The organism is Myxococcaceae bacterium JPH2 (assembly GCA_016458225.1).
Taxonomy (GTDB): Bacteria; Myxococcota; Myxococcia; order Myxococcales; family Myxococcaceae; genus Citreicoccus.
Window position 1 is genome coordinate 45,328 of sequence record JAEMGR010000020.1, and the last position, 17,200, is coordinate 62,527.

A 17,200-nucleotide genomic window follows, 5' to 3' on the forward strand; every position below is an offset into this window, starting at 1 on the left:
CTCATTCCCACGACATCGAATAGTCGCAGTCGAGCAGTCCGGTCGCCTTGCCGTGCACCATGGGGCTCTGGGTGCCGATGGCCTCCAGCACCGCCTGGAGCACACCCTCGTGGTAGGTGTGCGGCATGAAGTCGCGCGCCACGCGCAGGCACCCGCTGGAGGGCCCGCTCCACGTGACGTGGCGCTCGCCATAGCTCACCACGGTGCGATAGCCAGACGGCAGGTTCGTCACCAGACGTCTCGGGTCCGACGCGGCGAGCATCAAGAAGCTGCGCCCCACCAGCGAGGACAGGAAGTCCGAGGTCGCCTGCGCCCCAATCGCTCGCATCGCGCGATCAAACCCGCCCTTGCGAGGCGCCAACATCGACGCGGCGCGGAACGACATGTGCAGGAATGCCGCCACGGGATACATGAGGAAGGGCACGAAGCGCCGCTCCCCCGTGCATGCGAGACATTCCTCCGCGGCCTCGATGCCCACCGAGTTGCGGATGACCTCGAGGACCCCGAGGAAGAACATGCCTCGGACCCGGTCCTCGGGTGTCGTCAACGCCCACCGCATCTGCAGTTCTTCGGCCGGCCCGCTGCTGACGGCTCTCCGGGCTGCATAGACTGTCATGAACCCATCCCCGAGATGAGGGCGGAGCGCTCACGTCACGACACATCGCCGTGGGGAGCGCCTCGCCGGGCCTCACGAACCAGACAGGGATAGTAGGGACGACCTTTTCGTGATGACTGTGATTCGTCTCGGACGGAGGTGCGTGAAGGCTGTCTTTGCCCAGACGTTCTCCGCCATCCGCCCGAGAGGCGCCCAGGACTCAGGGCGAGAACGCCTGACGCACACCCTCACGGCGCAGGGTGAACAGCATCCACACCGCCACCGGAGTGGCCGCGAAGCACACGGGGAAGGTGGGGAAGATGGCGGTGATGGCGCCCACGGTGGCCAGCCCGTACCCCTTCAGGCGCATGGCACTCAGCGCGCCCCAGATGGAGAGGGTGCCGCAGATGAGCCCCACCAACACCGTGAGCACGAAGTACCACGACAGCGTGAACATGGACGGGTCCGTGCCCTGCTGCGCGAAGGGGGAGGGGATGTGCAGCGCGAACAACACCACCTGCAAGACATTGTAGAAGATGGACAGCGTCCCCACGCACATGAGGAAGAAGGCGGGCGGCCTCACCATGTTGAGGAACTTGGTGCGCGGATCGTCCGATTGAAGCTGCAGGCCCGGACCGCTCATGAGCGAGCCCTCAGCGCGCTCACGATCATCCGCGTCGCCGGTGACTTGTTGAGGGTGTAGAAGTGCAGCCCCGGCACCCCGCGCGACAGCAGCTCCATGCACTGCACCGTCGCGTGCGCCACGCCGAGCTGCACCAACGCGTCGGGTTGATCCTTCACGCGCTCCAGCTGCAGCGCCAGCCGCATGGGGACCGTCGCGCCGCACATCCGCGTGAAGCGCTGCACCTGCTCGTAGTTGGTGATGGGCATGATGCCGGGGACGATGGGGACGTTGATGCCCACGCGTCGCGCCCGCTCCACGAAGTCGAAATAGAACGCGTTGTCGAAGAAGAGCTGCGTCACCACGAAGTCCAAGCCCGCGTCGACCTTCGCCTTGAGGTGCTTCAGGTCCTCGTCGCGCGAGCTGGTCTCCGGGTGCCCCTCCGGATAGCACGCACCTCCCAGGCAGAAGTTGAAATCCTCTTCTTGGATGAATTGGACCAGCTCTTCGGCGTAGCGGAAGCCGCCCGCGGTGGGCTCGTACGCGGTCTGCCCTTGCGGCGGATCCCCGCGCAGCACCAACACGTTCTCCACCTTTGACGCGGCAAGCCGTCCGAGCAGATCACGCAGTTCGTCACGCGTGTGTCCCACGCAGGTCAGGTGGGCCATCGCCTCGATGCCGGTCTGTTGCTTGATGCGCGTGACGAGCTCCACCGTCCGGTCGCGCGTGCTGCCGCCCGCTCCATACGTCACCGAGACGAAGCCCGGCTCCAGCGGCGCCAGGTCCTCCAGCGTCCGCAGCAACGAGGCCACGCCCTCGTCTGTCTTCGGTGGGAAGAACTCGAACGAGAAGCACGGCTGGGACGGATTCAACCGATTACGAATCTTCATGTCAGGACCAGTGTAGACCGTCCCCGACGGCCTTGATTGGAGAAGGTGCGCGGCTATAGTCCGCGCGCCTTTCCACCCCCTTCAGGAGAAGAAGATGGCCCGGCGTACGCCCCTCAATGAGGCCCACCGCAAGCTGGGGGCCCGGATGGTCGACTTCGCGGGATGGGACATGCCGGTGCAGTACTCGTCGGTCATCGCGGAGCACGAGGCGGTGCGCACCGCCGTCGGCCTCTTCGACGTCTCGCACATGGGGGAGATCGAGTTCAACGGCCCCGGTGCCCTGCAGACCGTCAATCGACTCATCTCCAACGATCTCGCCCGCTGCGCGGACGGCCAGGCGGTCTACGCCGGCCTGCTCAACGACCAGGGCGGCTTCGTCGACGACATCGTCGTCTATCGCTTCAGCCCCGAGCGCATCCTCATCTGCGTCAACGCGAGCAACCGCGACAAGGACTTCGCCTGGATGCGCGAGCGCGCCCAGGGCGTCCAGCCGGTGGACCGCGGAGATGACTTCGCGCAGATCGCCGTGCAGGGACCCAAGGCCCCCGGGCTCGTGCAGCGCCTCACCCGCGTGGACCTGTCTCGCATTGGCACCTACCGCTTCGCCGAGGGCGAGGTCGCGGGCGTCAAGTGCATCGTGTCCCGCACGGGCTACACGGGCGAGGACGGCTTCGAGCTGTACTGCCCGCCCGATGCCGCGGAGAAGCTGTGGAACGCGCTGCTCGCCGAGGGACAGGCGGACGGCGTGAAGCCCGCCGGTCTGGGCGCGCGCGACTCGCTGCGCACCGAGATGAAGTACGCGCTCTACGGCAATGACATCGACGACGCCCACACCGCGCTGGAGGCGGGGCTCGGGTGGATCGTCAAGCTGGACAAGCCCGAGGGCTTCATCGGGAAGGACGCGCTCGTGGCGCAGAAGGCCGCGGGCGTGAAGCGCAAGCTCGTGGGCTTCGAGATCACCGGCAGCGGCATCCCGCGCCACGGCTACGCCATCCACAAGGACGGCAGCCCGGTGGGCGAGGTGACCAGCGGCACGCAGGGTCCGACCGTGAAGAAGCCCATCGGCATGGGCTACGTGCCCACCGAGCTGGCGGCCGAGGGCTCCACCTTCGACGTGGACATCCGTGGACGCGCCGTGCCGGCGGTGGTGGTGAAGACCCCTTTCCTGAAGAAGTCCTGAGACCCCTTTTCAGACCCCAGGCATCCCGAGGTTCATCGACATGTCCGAGAAGATTCCGAGCGAGCTGAAGTACACCCAGGAGCACGAGTGGGCCCGCCTCCAGGGCTCGAGCGCCGTGGTGGGCGTCACGGACCACGCCCAGGGCTCCCTGGGTGACGTGGTCTACGTGGAGCTGCCCAAGGTGGGCGCCACCCTCACCAAGGGCAAGCAGTTCGGCGTCATCGAGTCCACCAAGGCGGTGTCCGAGCTGTACGCCCCGCTCTCCGGCAAGGTCCTCAAGGTGAACGCGGCGCTGAGCGACAACCCCACCCACATCAACACGGACCCCTACGGCGACGGGTGGATTGTCGAGCTCGAGCTGACGGACACCCAGGAAGTGAGCGGGCTCCTGTCCGCCGAGGCGTACGCCGACCTGCTGAAGAACGCGTAGCAGTGAACCGGGGCGGCCTGGGTGTTAGGGACGCTCCCTGATTTCGGAACGCGTGTCGGATACCGACACCTTCGACTCGAACGCGAGCCTTCCCACCATGTCCTTGAATTGGAAGTACCAGGAGCCCTTCGCTGGTCGTCACATCGGTCCGGATGCCCGGGCGCTCCAGCAGATGCTGGCCACGCTCGGCGTGGACTCGATTGACGCCATCATCGAGCAGACCGTGCCTTCGGCCATCCGCGCGGCAGGTCCGCTGCGGTTGCCGTCGGGGCGTGCTGAGTCCGAGGTGCTCGCGCAGCTCGAGGGCATCGCCGCGAAGAACCAGGTCTTCAAGTCGTTCATCGGGATGGGCTACCACGACACCCACACCCCGAACGTCATCCTGCGCAACATCTTCCAGAACCCGGGCTGGTACACCCAGTACACGCCCTATCAGGCGGAGATCGCGCAGGGGCGTCTGGAGGCGCTGCTCAACTTCCAGACGATGGTGATGGACCTGACGGGCATGGAGGTGGCCAACGCCTCGCTGCTCGACGAGGGCACCGCCGCCGCCGAGGCCATGTCCCTGTCGCTGCACGGCAAGGGCGACGTGGCGGGCGGGGCGTTCTTCGTCTCCGAGGCCTGTCATCCACAGACGGTCGATGTCGTGCGCACCCGCGCCCAGCCGCTGGGCGTCGAGGTGGTCGTGGGGGACCACCGCACGGTGGACCTGGCGTCGCGGCCCTTCGTGGGCGCGCTGGTGCAGTACCCGGCCACGGACGGCGCGGTGCATGACTACCGCGCGTTCGGTGAGAAGGTGCACGCGGCGGGCGCGATGTTCATCGTCGCGGCGGATCTGCTGAGCCTCGCGCTCCTGACGCCGCCGGGCGAGTTCGGCGCGGACGTGGTGGTGGGCAGCGCGCAGCGGCTGGGCGTGCCCATGGGGTACGGCGGTCCGCACGCGGCCTACTTCGCCACGAAGAACGCCTTCACGCGCATCATGCCGGGCCGGCTCATCGGCGTGTCCGAGGACGCGCAGGGCCGCCCCGCGCTGCGCATGGCGCTCCAGACGCGCGAGCAGCACATCCGCCGCGAGAAGGCGACGAGCAACATCTGCACCGCGCAGGTTCTGCTCGCGGTCATGGCCGGCATGTACGCCGTCTACCATGGGCCCCAGGGCTTCAAGTCCATCGCGGAGCGCGTGCACGGCCTCACGGCGTTGCTCGCGGCGGGCCTGACGAAGCTGGGGCTGAAGCCGCGGCATGAGCAGTTCTTCGACACGCTGCGCGTGGAGCTGACGCCCGCGCAGGTCCGCGGCGTGCTCGCGGCCGCCGAGGCGGGCCGGATGAACTTCCGCCGCATCGACGACAAGTCGGTGGGCGTGACGCTGGACGAGACCACGCGTCCGTCAGACGTGGAGGAGATCCTGGCCGCGTTCGTCACGGGCACGGGCAAGTCCGCCTCGGTGTCCCTGGAGGACGTGGGCGCCGCGCTGGAGAGCCCGATCGAGTCGGGCCTGCGGCGCAAGAGCGCGTACCTCACGCACCCTGTCTTCAACACGTACCACTCCGAGACGGAGATGCTGCGGTACATCAAGCGGCTGGAGGCGAAGGACCTCTCGCTGACGCACTCGATGATTCCGCTGGGCAGCTGCACCATGAAGCTCAACGCCACCGCGGAGATGATCCCGGTGACGTGGCCTCAGTTCAGCAAGCTCCACCCGTTCGCGCCCACGTCGCAGGCGGCCGGCTACAAGGTCATCTTCGAGCAGCTGGAGCACGCGCTCGCGCAGGTGACGGGCTTCGCGGGCACGTCGCTGCAGCCCAACGCGGGCAGCCAGGGGGAGTACGCGGGCCTGCTCGTCATCCGCGCCTACCACCAGGCGCGCGGGCAGGGGCACCGCGACGTGTGCCTCATCCCGTCCTCGGCGCACGGCACCAACCCCGCGTCGGCGGTGATGGCCGGCTACCAGGTCGTCGTCACCAAGTGCGATGACAACGGCAACATCGACCTGGCGGACCTGCGCGCCAAGGCGGACGCGCACAAGGACAAGCTCGCGGCGCTGATGGTGACGTACCCGTCCACCCACGGCGTGTTCGAGGAGGAGATCAAGGAGATCTGCTCCATCGTCCACGAGCGCGGCGGTCAGGTGTACATGGACGGCGCGAACCTCAACGCGCAGGTGGGCCTCACCGCGCCGGGCCTGATTGGCGCGGACGTGTGCCACATCAACCTGCACAAGACGTTCTGCATCCCGCACGGCGGTGGCGGCCCGGGCATGGGCCCCATCTGCGTGGCGAGCCACCTGGTGAAGTTCCTCCCCGGCCACCCGGTCATCCAGACGGGCGGGGCGGAGGGCATCGGCGCCATCTCCGCGGCGCCGTGGGGCAGTGCCAGCATCCTGCTCATCTCGTGGATGTACATGCAGATGATGGGCGGCGAGGGCCTCACCCAGGCCACGCGCATGGCCATCCTCAACGCCAACTACGTGGCCCACCGACTCCAGCCGCACTACCCGGTGCTGTACCGGGGCAAGCAGAGCCGCGTGGCGCACGAGTGCATCGTGGACCTGCGCCACCTGAAGAAGACGGCCGGCGTCGAGGTGGAGGACGTGGCCAAGCGCCTCATGGACTACGGCTTCCACGCTCCCACGGTGTCGTTCCCCGTGGCGGGCACGCTGATGATCGAGCCGACGGAGAGCGAGTCCAAGGCCGAGCTGGATCGCTTCTGCGACGCGATGATCTCCATCCGCCAGGAGATTCGGGACATCGAGGAGGGCCGCGCGCCCAAGGACAACAACGTCCTGAAGAACGCGCCGCACACGGCCCGCGTCCTCACCGCGCCGGAGTGGAACCGGCCGTACACGCGCGACCAGGCCGTGTTCCCGGCCCCGTGGGTGCGCGACAACAAGTTCTGGCCCACGGTGGGCCGCCTGAACAACGTGCTGGGTGACCGCAAGCTCGTGTGCTCGTGCCCTCCCATGGAGGACTACATGACGCCGGAGCCCAAGGGCGCCTGAGCGCCGTCCGCACCGTGACGTGACGAGGGCCGTCTCCCGCTCGCGTGGGAGGCGGCCTTCGTGTTGAAGGGCCTTGTGCCTACGAAGCGGCCACCGCGGCGTGCGCGGGCTCCACGTGCACCACCACGTCCACCACCTGCGGGTAGTTGGCGTGGAGCTTCTCTTCCACCTGGTCCGCCACCTCGTGGGCCTGGGCCGTGGTGAGGTGCGGATCCACTTCAATCTTCAGGTCGACGTAGACGCTGTCCTCCATGCCGCGGCTGCGCACGTTGCGGCACGAGCGCACGCCGGCCACGGACAGCGTGTGCTGCGTCACCTCGGCCGGATCCAACCGCACCGTGTCCGAGAGGATGCCCACCGCCTGGCGGACGATGCCGTAGGCCACGTAGGCCACGAAGACCATCACCACCAGCGCCACGATTCCGTCCGCGCGCGGGTAGCCCAGCCACACCAGGCCCAGGGAGATGAGCACCGCGATGGTGACGAACACATCGGACAGGGTGTGGCTCGCGTCCGCGAGCAGCAGGGCGCTCTTGTACTTCTCGCCGTAGTGCCGCTCCACGCGCGTCACCACCAGGTTGATGACGAGCGTCGCGGCCATCACTCCGGCCATGAGGCCCGTCACCTGCGGATGTCGGTCATGGAGCAGCGAGTCGAGCGCCATGCGCCCCAGCTCCAGCATGCCGATGCCAATCATCGCGCCGATGCCCAGCGACGCGAGCGCCTCGAACTTGCCGTGCCCGTAGGGGTGGTCCTCGTCCGCGGGCCGCGAGGCAACCCACATGGCGACGAGGCCCAGCACGTTCGAGCCGCCGTCGATGAACGAGTGCAGTCCGTCCGCGGTGACGGAGGCGGATTGCGACAGCAGGCCGAAGCCGAGCTTGGCGGCGGCGACAATCCAGTTGGCCACGAGGATGGCCAGCAGGACGATGCGGACGTTCCGATTGCGCTCCTGGAGCGCGAGGGTGCGGTCTGTCGCGGGGGTGTTCACGCCCGTGACGCTAGTGCCGTCGCGGCGCTGGCGCGAAGGGCAAAGTCACGCGGCGCGCGGACTCAGTTGGGCTCTCGCTTCAGTTGGGCTCGCGGAAGAGGCGCATGCGCGGGCCGCCGCCCATCTCGAGGAAGAATCCGAACTGGAAGCGCACCGTCGCGTCCTGGCCCAGCAGGCCCGACGGCGGGTTGGGGAAGGGCTGCGCCCGCTTGAACGAGGACACGGCCTCCATGTCCAGGAACTCCAGGCCGCTGCTCTTGTCCACCTGGATGTCCTTCACCTGGCCCTTCTCGTCCAGGGTGATGCTCAAGAGCGTGTAGCGATCCTTGCCCGAGTAGGTGTTTCCCGTCGGATCGCGCATCTGCATCTGCTGGTTGGGGTTCCAGTGCATCCCCACGCTCTGCTTCACGCGGTTGAAGAAGCTCGCGTACTTCCACTCGCGCGTGTTGAGCATCGTGCCGTCGCCCTCGTCCACGTCGCGCAGGTTGTCGTTGGGGGCCGCTCCAATCACGCGGTCCATGGCCGCCTGTGACGGCATCAGCGCCTGCATGCCCGGCGAGCCGAGCCGCCCCTGCGAACCCTCCTGGTTGTCCTCGCCCTCACCGGCCTGGATGCGCAGGCGCTTGGCGTTGCCCACCATCGCGTCGCTGCCGTTCTGGTTCTCCACCGTGACGCCGGGGCCCGGCGAGGTGGGGTCCGTCTTCACCGCCACCTCTTGCTTGCGGCGCGTGTCGGGAACCTCGAAGGTGGGCTTGCGGCCACCTTTGGCCAGGGGACGGTCATCCGAGCCCAGGCCGTTGTTTCCACTGAGGCGCGGGGCCTGCATCTGCTCCTGGGGCAGGCCCTTCTGCTCCTGCGGCGCCGTGCGCTGGGGCATGGCGTTCCGGTAGAAGGGCGTCTGCTCGCGGGAGCGCGTCTCCTTCTTGACGGTGTTGTCGTGCTCCGCCAGGTACTTCGCGTCGTCGGGCCGCTGCTCGTTGCCCGGCGCGGTGTCCACGACCTGGCCCTTGGGCTTCGTGTCCTCGTCGGGCTTCTTCTCGTCCTTCTTCGTCTGGGAGCGAGGCCGCTCCGCCACCTGCGACTGGGGCGACGTCTGCCCCCGGTTCTTCGCCCACTCGCTGGAGGTGAGGGGACGGACGTTCACGGAGGTGGGACGCCGCACGGTCGCCCGCTCGCTCGCCGGCAGGTTCACCTGCACGTACGACAGCAGCACGAGCAGGCCCACGAACGCGACGTGGCCCAGCAGTGCCAGGAGGAGCGACAGCAGGAACCGGTTCGAGTTCCTCCGCCTGCGGCGCTCGCGCCAATCTGTCGATGAACCCTGGGCCACGGTGGGATGATAAACCTCCGAGCCGGCGCGCTATGCCCGAACGTGCGCCCGACGACACGCGATGGGGTCAGCGCCGCGCGAATCCTGAGGGCGCGCGAGCCGTCCCGATGAAATCAGATGAAATCAATAGATGGGGGCGACCTCGGCCCCGTTGAAGTAGTGGCGCAGGATGTCCCGGTAGCGCTGCCCGGCCTCTGCCCGGCCAATGGCCCCAGTCTGGCACATCCCCACGCCGTGTCCCCATCCTCCGCCGCGGAACAGCCACCCCGTCAGCTGGCCCTCGGCGCCTCGCTCCTCCTCCACCGTGGCCATGGTGCTGTTGAGCATCCCCAGCAGCCGGCGGATGTTCAGCTCGCCGCGCACCTGCGTGGTGCCCCGCGCGCCCGCCACGGTCAGCACGCGCGCCCGGCCGGACACGCCGCGCTCGGAAAGTCCGAGGGCCCGCACCGGCCCCACGCCCAGCCGCTCCGTGAGGGCGTCCATTTGCGCCGCGGAGAAGCGCTTTTCCCAGCGGTACTTGCTGGGCTGCGCGAAGCTGGACAGTCGGCACGCGGTGGGCAGGTCGGTCGCGGACAGCCACGCCCCCAGTGAAGCGGGCGTCGGGCGTCCCTCCATGGGCCCGAGCACGTCCGGTCGGCCGCGCAGGCTGGGATCCGGAGGGCCGCCCCACACCACGTCGTTGTCCTCGGTGTGTCCACCGCACACGGCGCTGTACACCGAGTCCACCAGCCGGCCCTCCGCGCTGAACAGGGCCTCGCCCCGCGTGGCCTCCACGGCCGCCGTGGTGCTGGCCGCCTCGCCCGTGCGCCCGCGGTACACCGCGCAGTGCTGCTCCGAGCAGAGCAGGTACGGATCCGCCAGGTGCTTGATGCCCACCTTCGCCAGCACCTCGCCCCGCGCGGTGACGGCCTGGGCCTTGAGCGCCTCCGGGTGCGCGCGGGCGAAGATCTCCGAGGGCACCAGCCCCTTGAGCAGGTCCTCCAGCGGCACCACGTTGACCACGGCCAGCTTGCCCTCGCGGTCCACCACGAACTGGAGCGCGCCCCGGAAGCTGCGGTCCTCGAAGGCGTGGAAGTCGTAGCCCACGCCGTACTCCACCTGCCGCACGTCGAAGCCCTCGCCGTCGGGCGTCTCCGCGTCCAGGCGGTCCTGCGCCAGCCCCACCACGTTGCCTTGCTCGTCCTTCACCTCGAGGATGGCGCGCGCCGGGCGGTGCACCTCTTCGAACAGGACGGTCCGGGTGGCGTAGCGACGCAGCAGCTCCGCCTGCCGCTCGGCCGCGGCCTCGGAGGAGAGGGCCTCCTCCGTGAGCAGCAGGTAGCGCCGGTTGTCGATGACCTTGCCCGCGATGCCGTACACCGAGCCGAGCACATGCGTGCGGACCGCCAGCCCGCGCGCGCGCCACTCGGCCTGCATCGCCGCCAGCCCCTCCTTGTCCGAGAATCGGAACTCGCCCAGCTGCACGCGCGCGGTGACCTTCGCGGGTTCCCCTTGCGTCGCCCGGACCGACCATCGCGTCCCAGCGGGCGCATCCAGCACCTTGTCCTCCGGGCCTCCGAAGCGCAGCCGCATCCGACTGCGCGGCGAGAACGTCACCTCACTGCGTCCCTCCATCAGCTTCACGGGGACGCGCGGCTCACCGCCGCGGAAGTCCAGGCGCTTGAGTTCCATGGGCCCCGGCAGTCCCAGGGACAGGTCCTGCGCGGGCTCGGGGGCGGGGGGCTGCGCTTCCGGCGCCGGCGGGCTGGGCTCGGGAGCTTGCTCGGCCACGGGGGGCTGCGCCTGGGGAGCAGGGAGGGGCGCGGGCGTTGGAGCTTCGGGAACGGGCGCCGGCCGCGGCGTGGCGCAGGCGGCGAACAACAGGACGAGCAGGAGTGGGCCGGCGGTTCTCACGGGGGGCGACACCGTAGCCCCCACGGGTCCAGGCGTCACGGACAGGCAGGCTCGGAAACGACAACGGCCCGATGCGGCTTGGAAGTCCGCATCGGGCCGGGTCGGAAGGCGCCACCCGGATTCGAACCGGGGAATGAGGGTTTTGCAGACCCTTGCCTTACCACTTGGCTATGGCGCCATGAGTCGGTGGGGCCGGCTTTATACGCAGCCCCCCACCATCGGGTCAAGGAAGCAACTGCGTCCGGGTGCGGGCCTGGCCCCGGTACCATGGGGAGCGGGCGCGAGGCTCGCGTCCACCCGGGAAAGGGACCGCGATGCTGCACGGGCAGGGATTGTTCCAGGAAGAGCACGAGGCCTTTCGTCGCACCGTGCGCGCAGTGGTGGAGAAGGAGCTGCGGCCCTTCGCGCAGGAGTGGGAGGCGAAGGAGGAGTTTCCCCGCGAGCTGTTCCGTCGCTTCGGCGAGCTGGGCTTCCTGGGGCTGAAGTACCCCGAGGCCTACGGTGGCTCGGCCGCGGGCGAACTCTACGAGGCGGTGCTGCTGGAGGAGCTGGGCCGGTGCGGCTCGGGCGGCGTGTCCGCGGGGCTCGGCGCGCAGTTCACGATTTCGACCGGACCGCTGCACCTGTTTGGCACCGAGGCCCAGAAGCACCGCTGGCTGGCGCCTGCCATCCGAGGCGAGAAGGTCGGGGCGCTGGGCATCACCGAGCCGGACGCGGGCTCGGACGTGGCGGGCATCCGCACCACCGCGCACCGGGACGGCGACCACTACGTCATCAACGGCTCGAAGACGTACATCACCAACGGCGTGCGCGCGGACTTCGTCGTCCTCGCGGTCAAGACGGATCCCTCGCGTGGGCACAAGGGCCTGTCCATGGTGGTGGTGGAGAAGGGGACGCCCGGCTTCTCCGTGGGGCGGAAGCTCCAGAAGCTGGGGTGGCGGGCCTCGGACACCGCCGAGCTCTTCTTCGAGGAGTGCCGCGTGCCCGCCGAGAACCTGCTGGGCGTCGAGGGGCAGGGCTTCTCGCAGATCATCGGCAACTTCCAGTGGGAGCGCCTGTCCCTCGCCCTGGGCGCGGTGGGCGCCATGGACGACATGCTGGAGACCGCGCTGGAGCACGTGAAGCAGCGGCGTGCCTTTGGCCAGACGCTCAGCGGCTTCCAGGTGGTGCGCCACAAGCTCGCGGAGCTGTTCACCTCCAGGGAGTGCGCGCGCCAGCTCACCTACCATGCGCTTCGACTTCACCTCGCCGGCGAGTACGCCGTGGCGCAGACGTCCATGGCGAAGAAGGTCGCCACCGAGACGTGCTGTCGCGTGGCCGACGAGTGTCTCCAACTGCACGGAGGCGCCGGCTACATGATGGAGTACGACATCCAGCGTCACTGGCGGGATGCGCGGCTGGGGCCCATTGGCGGAGGAACGAGCGAGGTGATGAACGAGATCATCGCCAAGCAGCTCGGCCTCTGAGGCGCGCCTCCCGCCCTCGGGGGTGGGACGGGCAGGCGGGCGGACAGGAACAAAGGACCGACGCTCCGGGTTGCTCCGCGAGGGATGACACCACGCGGAGGCTTCGTGGAGCCCACCATCATCATCGACGAGTTGTATGCCCGCCTCGGGGACGAGGACGTCCTCGTCCTCGACTGCCGAGGCGCGGAGGACTGGGCTCGCTTCGAGTCCCAGATTCCCGGCGCGCTGCGGATGACCGCCGCGGAGATTGCCGTCGATCTGGAGATCCTCCCGGACGACGAGCTCATCGTCCTCTGTGGCTGCGCCGAGGATGGCGCGGATACCTGGGAACTCTGTCGATTGCTGCGCGCCCGTGGTCGCGACGCGGTGTGTCTGTCGGGAGGACTGCTGGCGTGGATGGGCGCCGGCTACCCCACCGAGCGCCACCCGGCCGCGTCTTCCTCCGCGCATCCGTGACGAGCGGATGCAGCGCGTCGTGAAAGGGTGTATGCAGCGGCCGACCGCCCCCCCTGGAGAACCCTGAACATGGCCAAGCTGCGCGCTGTCCTCATTGGCGCCACCGGACTCGCGGGTCAGCAGTTCATCGCTGGCCTGAAGAACCACCCCTTCATCGAGCTTGCGGGCCTCGCCGCGTCCCCGCGCTCCGCGGGGAAGACATACGTGGAGGCGCTGCGCACCGCCAACGGGATGACGGCGTGGTTCATCTCCGAGCCGTTGTCGCCCGAGATCGCGGGCATGAAGGTCATGAGCGGTGACGCGGTCCAGGCGAAGGACTTCGACCTCGCCTTCTCCGCCGTCGAGGCAGATGTCGCTCGGGAGCTGGAGCCGCGCCTCGCCCGGGACATCCCGGTCATCTCCGCCGCGAGCGCGTTCCGCTACGACGACGACGTGCCGCTGCTGCTGCCGCCCATCAACGCCGCGCACGCGCCCCTGATCCGCGAGCAGCAGAAGCGCCGCGGCTGGAAGGGCTTCATCGCGCCGATGCCCAACTGCACCACCACGGGTCTGGCCGTCACGCTCGCGCCGCTCATCGAGCGCTTCGGCGTGAAGGCCGTGTTGATGACCAGCCTCCAGGCGATCTCGGGCGCCGGTCGCTCCCCGGGTGTCATCGGCATGGACATCCTCGACAACGTCATCCCCTACATCCCGAAGGAGGAGGGGAAGGTCGAGGTGGAGACGAAGAAGATCCTCGGAGCGCTGCGTCCGGATGGTGCCGCGCTGTCGCCGCACGACGTGCGCGTCTCCTGCACGTGCACCCGCGTGGCCGTGCTCGAGGGCCACACCGAGTCTGTCTTCGTCTCGCTCGGGAAGAAGGCGAGCGTCGAAGAGGTCGTCCAGGCCATGCGCGAGTGGAAGGGCGTGGAGGTGTCGCGCGACCTGCCTTCCGCGCCGCCGCGCTGGATCCATGTCCACGATGACCCGTTCCGCCCCCAGCCCCGGTTGGACCGCGACGTGTACGGTGGCATGACCACCAGCGTCGGGCGCGTGCGCGAAGATGGTGTGCTGGAGAACGGCATCAAGTACGTGCTCGTCTCCCACAACACGAAGATGGGTGCCGCCTGCGGCGCCATCCTCGCCGCCGAAATGCTGCGTGCCCAGGGATTGCTGGGCTGAGCGAGTCGCGTGCATGGCTCGCCCCCCAGATTCCGGGTGTCAGCCTCAGTGCAAACGGTCTAATCTGCGCGCCTACGGACGCGCTGTAATCCGCTTTTAAGAGGAGTTCTCAATGGCCTACGTCGTCGCCGAGCCATGCATCAAGTGCAAGTACACCGACTGTGTCGAGGTGTGCCCGGTCAACTGCTTCTATGAGGGTGCCAACTTCCTGGTAATCCACCCGGACGAGTGCATTGACTGCGGCGCCTGCGAGCCGGTGTGCCCCACCAAGGCCATCTTCCCGGAGACGGAGCTGCCCGCGAAGTGGGGGGAGTACAAGAAGCTCAACGCCGACTTCTCGGGCTCGTGGCCCAACATCACCGAGAAGAAGGACGCGCTGCCCGAGGCCGAGGACTTCAAGACCAAGGAAGGCAAGCGCTCCGAGCTGGATCCGAAGCCGGGTCACTGAGCGACCTTCCTTCGAGGTTCCAAACAAAGGCCCTTGCGCCCCACGGTGCGAGGGCCTTGCTCATTGTGGGCTCACGTCTCGGCTGCTCACGCCGAGCGCACCGTGCACAGCCGCAAGCCGCGTGCTTCCAGCGCGGTCGTCAGACGCGAGAGGTCCTCATCCGCCAGGGGACGTTGGCGTCCCTGGATGTGGAGCGAGATTTCTCGAGGGCCCGTTCGCTGCACCTCGACGGTGGCTTCCATCGCGCCTCGCAAGCTGAGGCTGAGTGCGGGCCGCTGGGCCTTCACGAGGACCTCGATTCGCTCAATCAACGCGAGGGCGGCTTCGGCCCGAGTGGGCGCCTCGATGACCGCCTCCGCTTGCGTCGAAGGCGCCTTGTTCGCGGCTGTGACGGGGACCTCGCTTGATGGCGGGCGCACCGGGGCCGGACTGGTGTGAGTGGACGCGTCCCCATCGCCGCGTGGGCTCGGGTTTCGGAGGGCCGGGGACTCAGGAAGAGCTCGCCGCAGCTCTTTCTCGATGAACTCCGAAAGGCGCTGGTCGCTGTGCTGTTGACCCGCCACGTGTGCCTCGCCGCGCACCGTGCTCAATCGATGGGCCTCGACGTGCATTGACTGCCGGGCCTGTCCAAGCGCCGCGGTGCTCCCGAGCGCGAACGCGCTCCGCTGGGTCGCGACGAGTGTTCCGATGGGCCTGGCGATGGCCGGTGCCAGGGCGCGAGGTGGAGCACTGTCCGGTTTCTTGAGCCCACGCATCGAGGCGTCGCCGGGCGGCGAGGGCGCTCGTGGAAGAGGGGGACGGCGCGGGTCGGCGCGCTGGAGCACTTCGCGGAAGCGCTCGGAGTTCGTTGCGGACTCGCGAGAGGGGGCGTCGGGGCCTTCGACCTTCATGTCATGCCTCGTGGTGGGAGCGCACGAGACAGAGCAGGTGACGTGCCACGAACGCCCCCACGGACCGAGGCGGCGGCGAGTGCGCGCAGCGGGACGGGCGTCCCGCCGAGAGATGCGCCTCAGCGACGGCTGCCGAAGCCGCCCGGCTGCACCGGCGCGAGGCCGGTCAAGTCATTGAACGCCAGCGGACAGGCGGCCACGGCGTTCGGATCCGCGAGGTTCGCGCCCTGCGACCAGTCGCGATCCAGGAAGAGCAGCGCATCACGGAGCTCCACGTCGGTGACGGCCTTCTTGAACTCCCAGAGCCGTCCGCGCGCGAGCAGCCGAGAGCCCTTGGGCACGCGGGACAGATCGAGGAACTGCGAATCCAGGAGCCGCGCCGTGATGGTCACCGACGGACGCTTCTTGGGCTTCCCGTAGTCGAGCACGATCATCGAGCGCTGCTCGGGCGGCACCGGGAGGTACCAGAGCAGGTGCGCCACGAGCGCCGGGGCCTCCGGCTCCTCGCCCTTCTTGAGCCGCTTCTTCTTGGGCTTCTCCAGCTTGGCGTCCACGAACTCCAGGCCTCCGAACGCGACCTCGTGGTCCAGGTAGTTGTCGCGGAAGAGGGCCTCGGCCGTGCCCGAGACGGTGGCGTTGGCGCGCGTCACCTCCACCTCGTAGCGGTCGCGCAGCGCGGGCAGGGTGAAGAGGAAGCTGTCCACCGGCTTCACGCCCGTGGCGATGAAGCGCAGCTTGTCCAGGTCCATGGCGGGGTAGTACGGGGCCAGCGCCTCCGCCGTCTTCATCCACTCATCGGGGAGCTTCTTGTCGATGAGCACCCGGCGCACCATGGACACGAAGTACAGGTTGGCGGGGAAGCGCGGCGTGGAGAGCTGTGAGCCCAGCGCCTGGAGCAGCATCGGATCCACGTAGAAGTTCTCGTCGCGCTTGTGCAGCATCGGCGCGGTCTCACCCAACATCGTCAGGAGCGCCCCCACGAGCTGCGCGCAGTTCGCGTCGCTGGTCCCTTGGTTGAGCGCTTGGTTGACGCGCGAGCGCAGGAAGCGCCTGTCCATGTCGGCCTCCCGGAACTCGGGTGGCTCTCCCGGGCCGAAGAAGACCTCGGGCTGAGCGGTGGCGGTCGCGGACAGCAGACTGAGGCAGAGAGCAGTGAGGGCAGTGCGGCGCATCACCGACTGACATTAGCACGGCCCCCCACGAGGCGAGCGGTAGGGCAGGGGCCGCGTGGGGCGCGAGACGTCCAACCCTGGAGGTCGAGGCGCGGACGCTGGCCCTTCATGCGACCGCGCGGCCTGGGCGGCCCCCCTGTTTTTCCGCCTGTTGACCTCCCTGCCTTTTGTGTACCTTGGCCCCGATATGGCGACTCCTCCCGAGACATCCCCGGCGCCCGTTACCATCGCCCAGGTCAAGGACGAGGCCGAACTGATGCAGGCGCTCGCCATTCGCGAGGTGGTGTTCATCGAGGAACAGCACGTTCCCGAGGGCATCGAGCGCGATGCCGAGGACGCGAACGCGTTCCACGTGCTCGCCTACCAGGGAGGTCACGCCATCGGCACGGGACGCCTCGTGATGATGCCGGAGCCGCCTCCTGGCATGCAGGGCAAGTGGGGGCAGATTGGCCGCATGGCCGTGCTCCAGTCGCACCGCAAGGCTCATGTCGGCTCCAAGCTCCTCATCATGCTGGAGAACGAGGCCCGCAACCGGGGCGTCGGCGGCGTGATGCTGCACGCGCAGCTCTACGCGCTCGAGTTCTACAAGCGCCATGGCTACGAGGCGCTCGGCCCCGTGTTCCAGGAGGGCGGCATCGACCACCTGGAGATGCACAAGCGCCTCTAGTCGCCGCGCGCGGC

General features: G+C 68.6%; 16 protein-coding genes and 1 tRNA gene. 8 read left to right on the forward strand and 9 right to left on the reverse strand.

Features of this window, described 5'->3' with window-relative positions; all coding sequences use genetic code 11:
* Position 1 precedes the first annotated feature (1 nt).
* The 3 genes from JGU66_26450 to metF form a co-directional block, all read right to left on the reverse strand.
* Positions 2 to 616: a DUF2378 family protein gene (locus tag JGU66_26450; protein MBJ6764333.1), complete on the reverse strand. Its 615-nt coding sequence runs from the start codon at positions 614 to 616 to the stop codon at positions 2 to 4.
* Positions 617 to 815: 199 nt separating this feature from the next.
* The gene (locus tag JGU66_26455) at positions 816 to 1,238 is read right to left on the reverse strand and encodes a hypothetical protein (GenBank protein MBJ6764334.1); all 423 of its coding nucleotides are present in this window, start codon (positions 1,236 to 1,238) and stop codon (positions 816 to 818) included.
* Positions 1,235 to 2,107, reverse strand: a complete 873-nt coding sequence (gene metF / locus JGU66_26460; protein ID MBJ6764335.1) for a methylenetetrahydrofolate reductase [NAD(P)H] — start codon at positions 2,105 to 2,107, stop codon at positions 1,235 to 1,237. Before metF ends, JGU66_26455 begins: the two co-directional genes overlap by 4 nt.
* A 94-nt stretch (positions 2,108 to 2,201) precedes the next feature.
* Here metF and gcvT point away from each other — a divergent pair, with 94 nt between their 5' ends.
* The 3 genes from gcvT to gcvP all read left to right on the forward strand — a co-directional run bounded on the left by gcvT (position 2,202) and on the right by gcvP (position 6,715).
* Positions 2,202 to 3,287, forward strand: a complete 1,086-nt coding sequence (gene gcvT / locus JGU66_26465; protein ID MBJ6764336.1) for a glycine cleavage system aminomethyltransferase GcvT — start codon at positions 2,202 to 2,204, stop codon at positions 3,285 to 3,287.
* A gap of 40 nt (positions 3,288 to 3,327) precedes the next feature.
* On the forward strand, positions 3,328 to 3,717 hold the full coding sequence (gene gcvH / locus JGU66_26470) for a glycine cleavage system protein GcvH (GenBank protein ID MBJ6764337.1): 390 nt from the start codon (positions 3,328 to 3,330) through the stop codon (positions 3,715 to 3,717).
* Between the two features lie 97 nt (positions 3,718 to 3,814).
* Positions 3,815 to 6,715, forward strand: a complete 2,901-nt coding sequence (gene gcvP, locus JGU66_26475; protein ID MBJ6764338.1) for an aminomethyl-transferring glycine dehydrogenase — start codon at positions 3,815 to 3,817, stop codon at positions 6,713 to 6,715.
* 79 nt (positions 6,716 to 6,794) lie between these two features.
* Here gcvP and JGU66_26480 read toward each other — a convergent pair whose 3' ends face one another.
* The 4 genes from JGU66_26480 to JGU66_26495 all read right to left on the reverse strand — a co-directional run bounded on the left by JGU66_26480 (position 6,795) and on the right by JGU66_26495 (position 11,107).
* Complete coding sequence (locus tag JGU66_26480) at positions 6,795 to 7,706, reverse strand: cation transporter (GenBank protein ID MBJ6764339.1); 912 nt, start codon at positions 7,704 to 7,706, stop codon at positions 6,795 to 6,797.
* Positions 7,707 to 7,785: 79 nt separating this feature from the next.
* Positions 7,786 to 9,036, reverse strand: a complete 1,251-nt coding sequence (locus tag JGU66_26485) for an energy transducer TonB (GenBank protein ID MBJ6764340.1) — start codon at positions 9,034 to 9,036, stop codon at positions 7,786 to 7,788.
* A 123-nt stretch (positions 9,037 to 9,159) separates the two neighbouring features.
* Positions 9,160 to 10,941, reverse strand: coding sequence for a SpoIID/LytB domain-containing protein (locus tag JGU66_26490; GenBank protein MBJ6764341.1), 1,782 nt, complete (start codon positions 10,939 to 10,941; stop codon positions 9,160 to 9,162).
* A 94-nt stretch (positions 10,942 to 11,035) separates the two neighbouring features.
* Positions 11,036 to 11,107: transfer RNA gene (locus tag JGU66_26495), tRNA-Cys, on the reverse strand.
* A 136-nt stretch (positions 11,108 to 11,243) separates the two neighbouring features.
* Between JGU66_26495 and JGU66_26500 the strand changes: the two genes are divergently transcribed.
* The 4 genes from JGU66_26500 to JGU66_26515 all read left to right on the forward strand — a co-directional run bounded on the left by JGU66_26500 (position 11,244) and on the right by JGU66_26515 (position 14,457).
* A complete protein-coding gene (locus JGU66_26500) occupies positions 11,244 to 12,395 on the forward strand; it encodes an acyl-CoA dehydrogenase family protein (protein MBJ6764342.1) in 1,152 nt (383 codons plus the stop codon).
* A gap of 105 nt (positions 12,396 to 12,500) precedes the next feature.
* Positions 12,501 to 12,851, forward strand: coding sequence for a rhodanese-like domain-containing protein (locus JGU66_26505; protein MBJ6764343.1), 351 nt, complete (start codon positions 12,501 to 12,503; stop codon positions 12,849 to 12,851).
* Positions 12,852 to 12,920: 69 nt separating this feature from the next.
* Entirely contained in the window at positions 12,921 to 14,009 is a 1,089-nt protein-coding gene (gene asd, locus JGU66_26510) for an aspartate-semialdehyde dehydrogenase (GenBank protein MBJ6764344.1), read from the forward strand.
* 112 nt (positions 14,010 to 14,121) lie between these two features.
* Positions 14,122 to 14,457 (forward strand): ferredoxin family protein, encoded by a 336-nt coding sequence (locus JGU66_26515; protein ID MBJ6764345.1) that lies wholly within the window; start codon positions 14,122 to 14,124, stop codon positions 14,455 to 14,457.
* An 86-nt stretch (positions 14,458 to 14,543) separates the two neighbouring features.
* Here JGU66_26515 and JGU66_26520 read toward each other — a convergent pair whose 3' ends face one another.
* Both JGU66_26520 and JGU66_26525 read right to left on the reverse strand, forming a co-directional pair.
* A complete protein-coding gene (locus JGU66_26520) occupies positions 14,544 to 15,347 on the reverse strand; it encodes a hypothetical protein (GenBank protein MBJ6764346.1) in 804 nt (267 codons plus the stop codon).
* A 119-nt stretch (positions 15,348 to 15,466) separates the two neighbouring features.
* Positions 15,467 to 16,519, reverse strand: a complete 1,053-nt coding sequence (locus tag JGU66_26525; protein ID MBJ6764347.1) for a hypothetical protein — start codon at positions 16,517 to 16,519, stop codon at positions 15,467 to 15,469.
* Between the two features lie 187 nt (positions 16,520 to 16,706).
* Between JGU66_26525 and JGU66_26530 the strand changes: the two genes are divergently transcribed.
* Entirely contained in the window at positions 16,707 to 17,186 is a 480-nt protein-coding gene (locus tag JGU66_26530) for a GNAT family N-acetyltransferase (protein MBJ6764348.1), read from the forward strand.
* Positions 17,187 to 17,200: the final 14 nt, after the last annotated feature.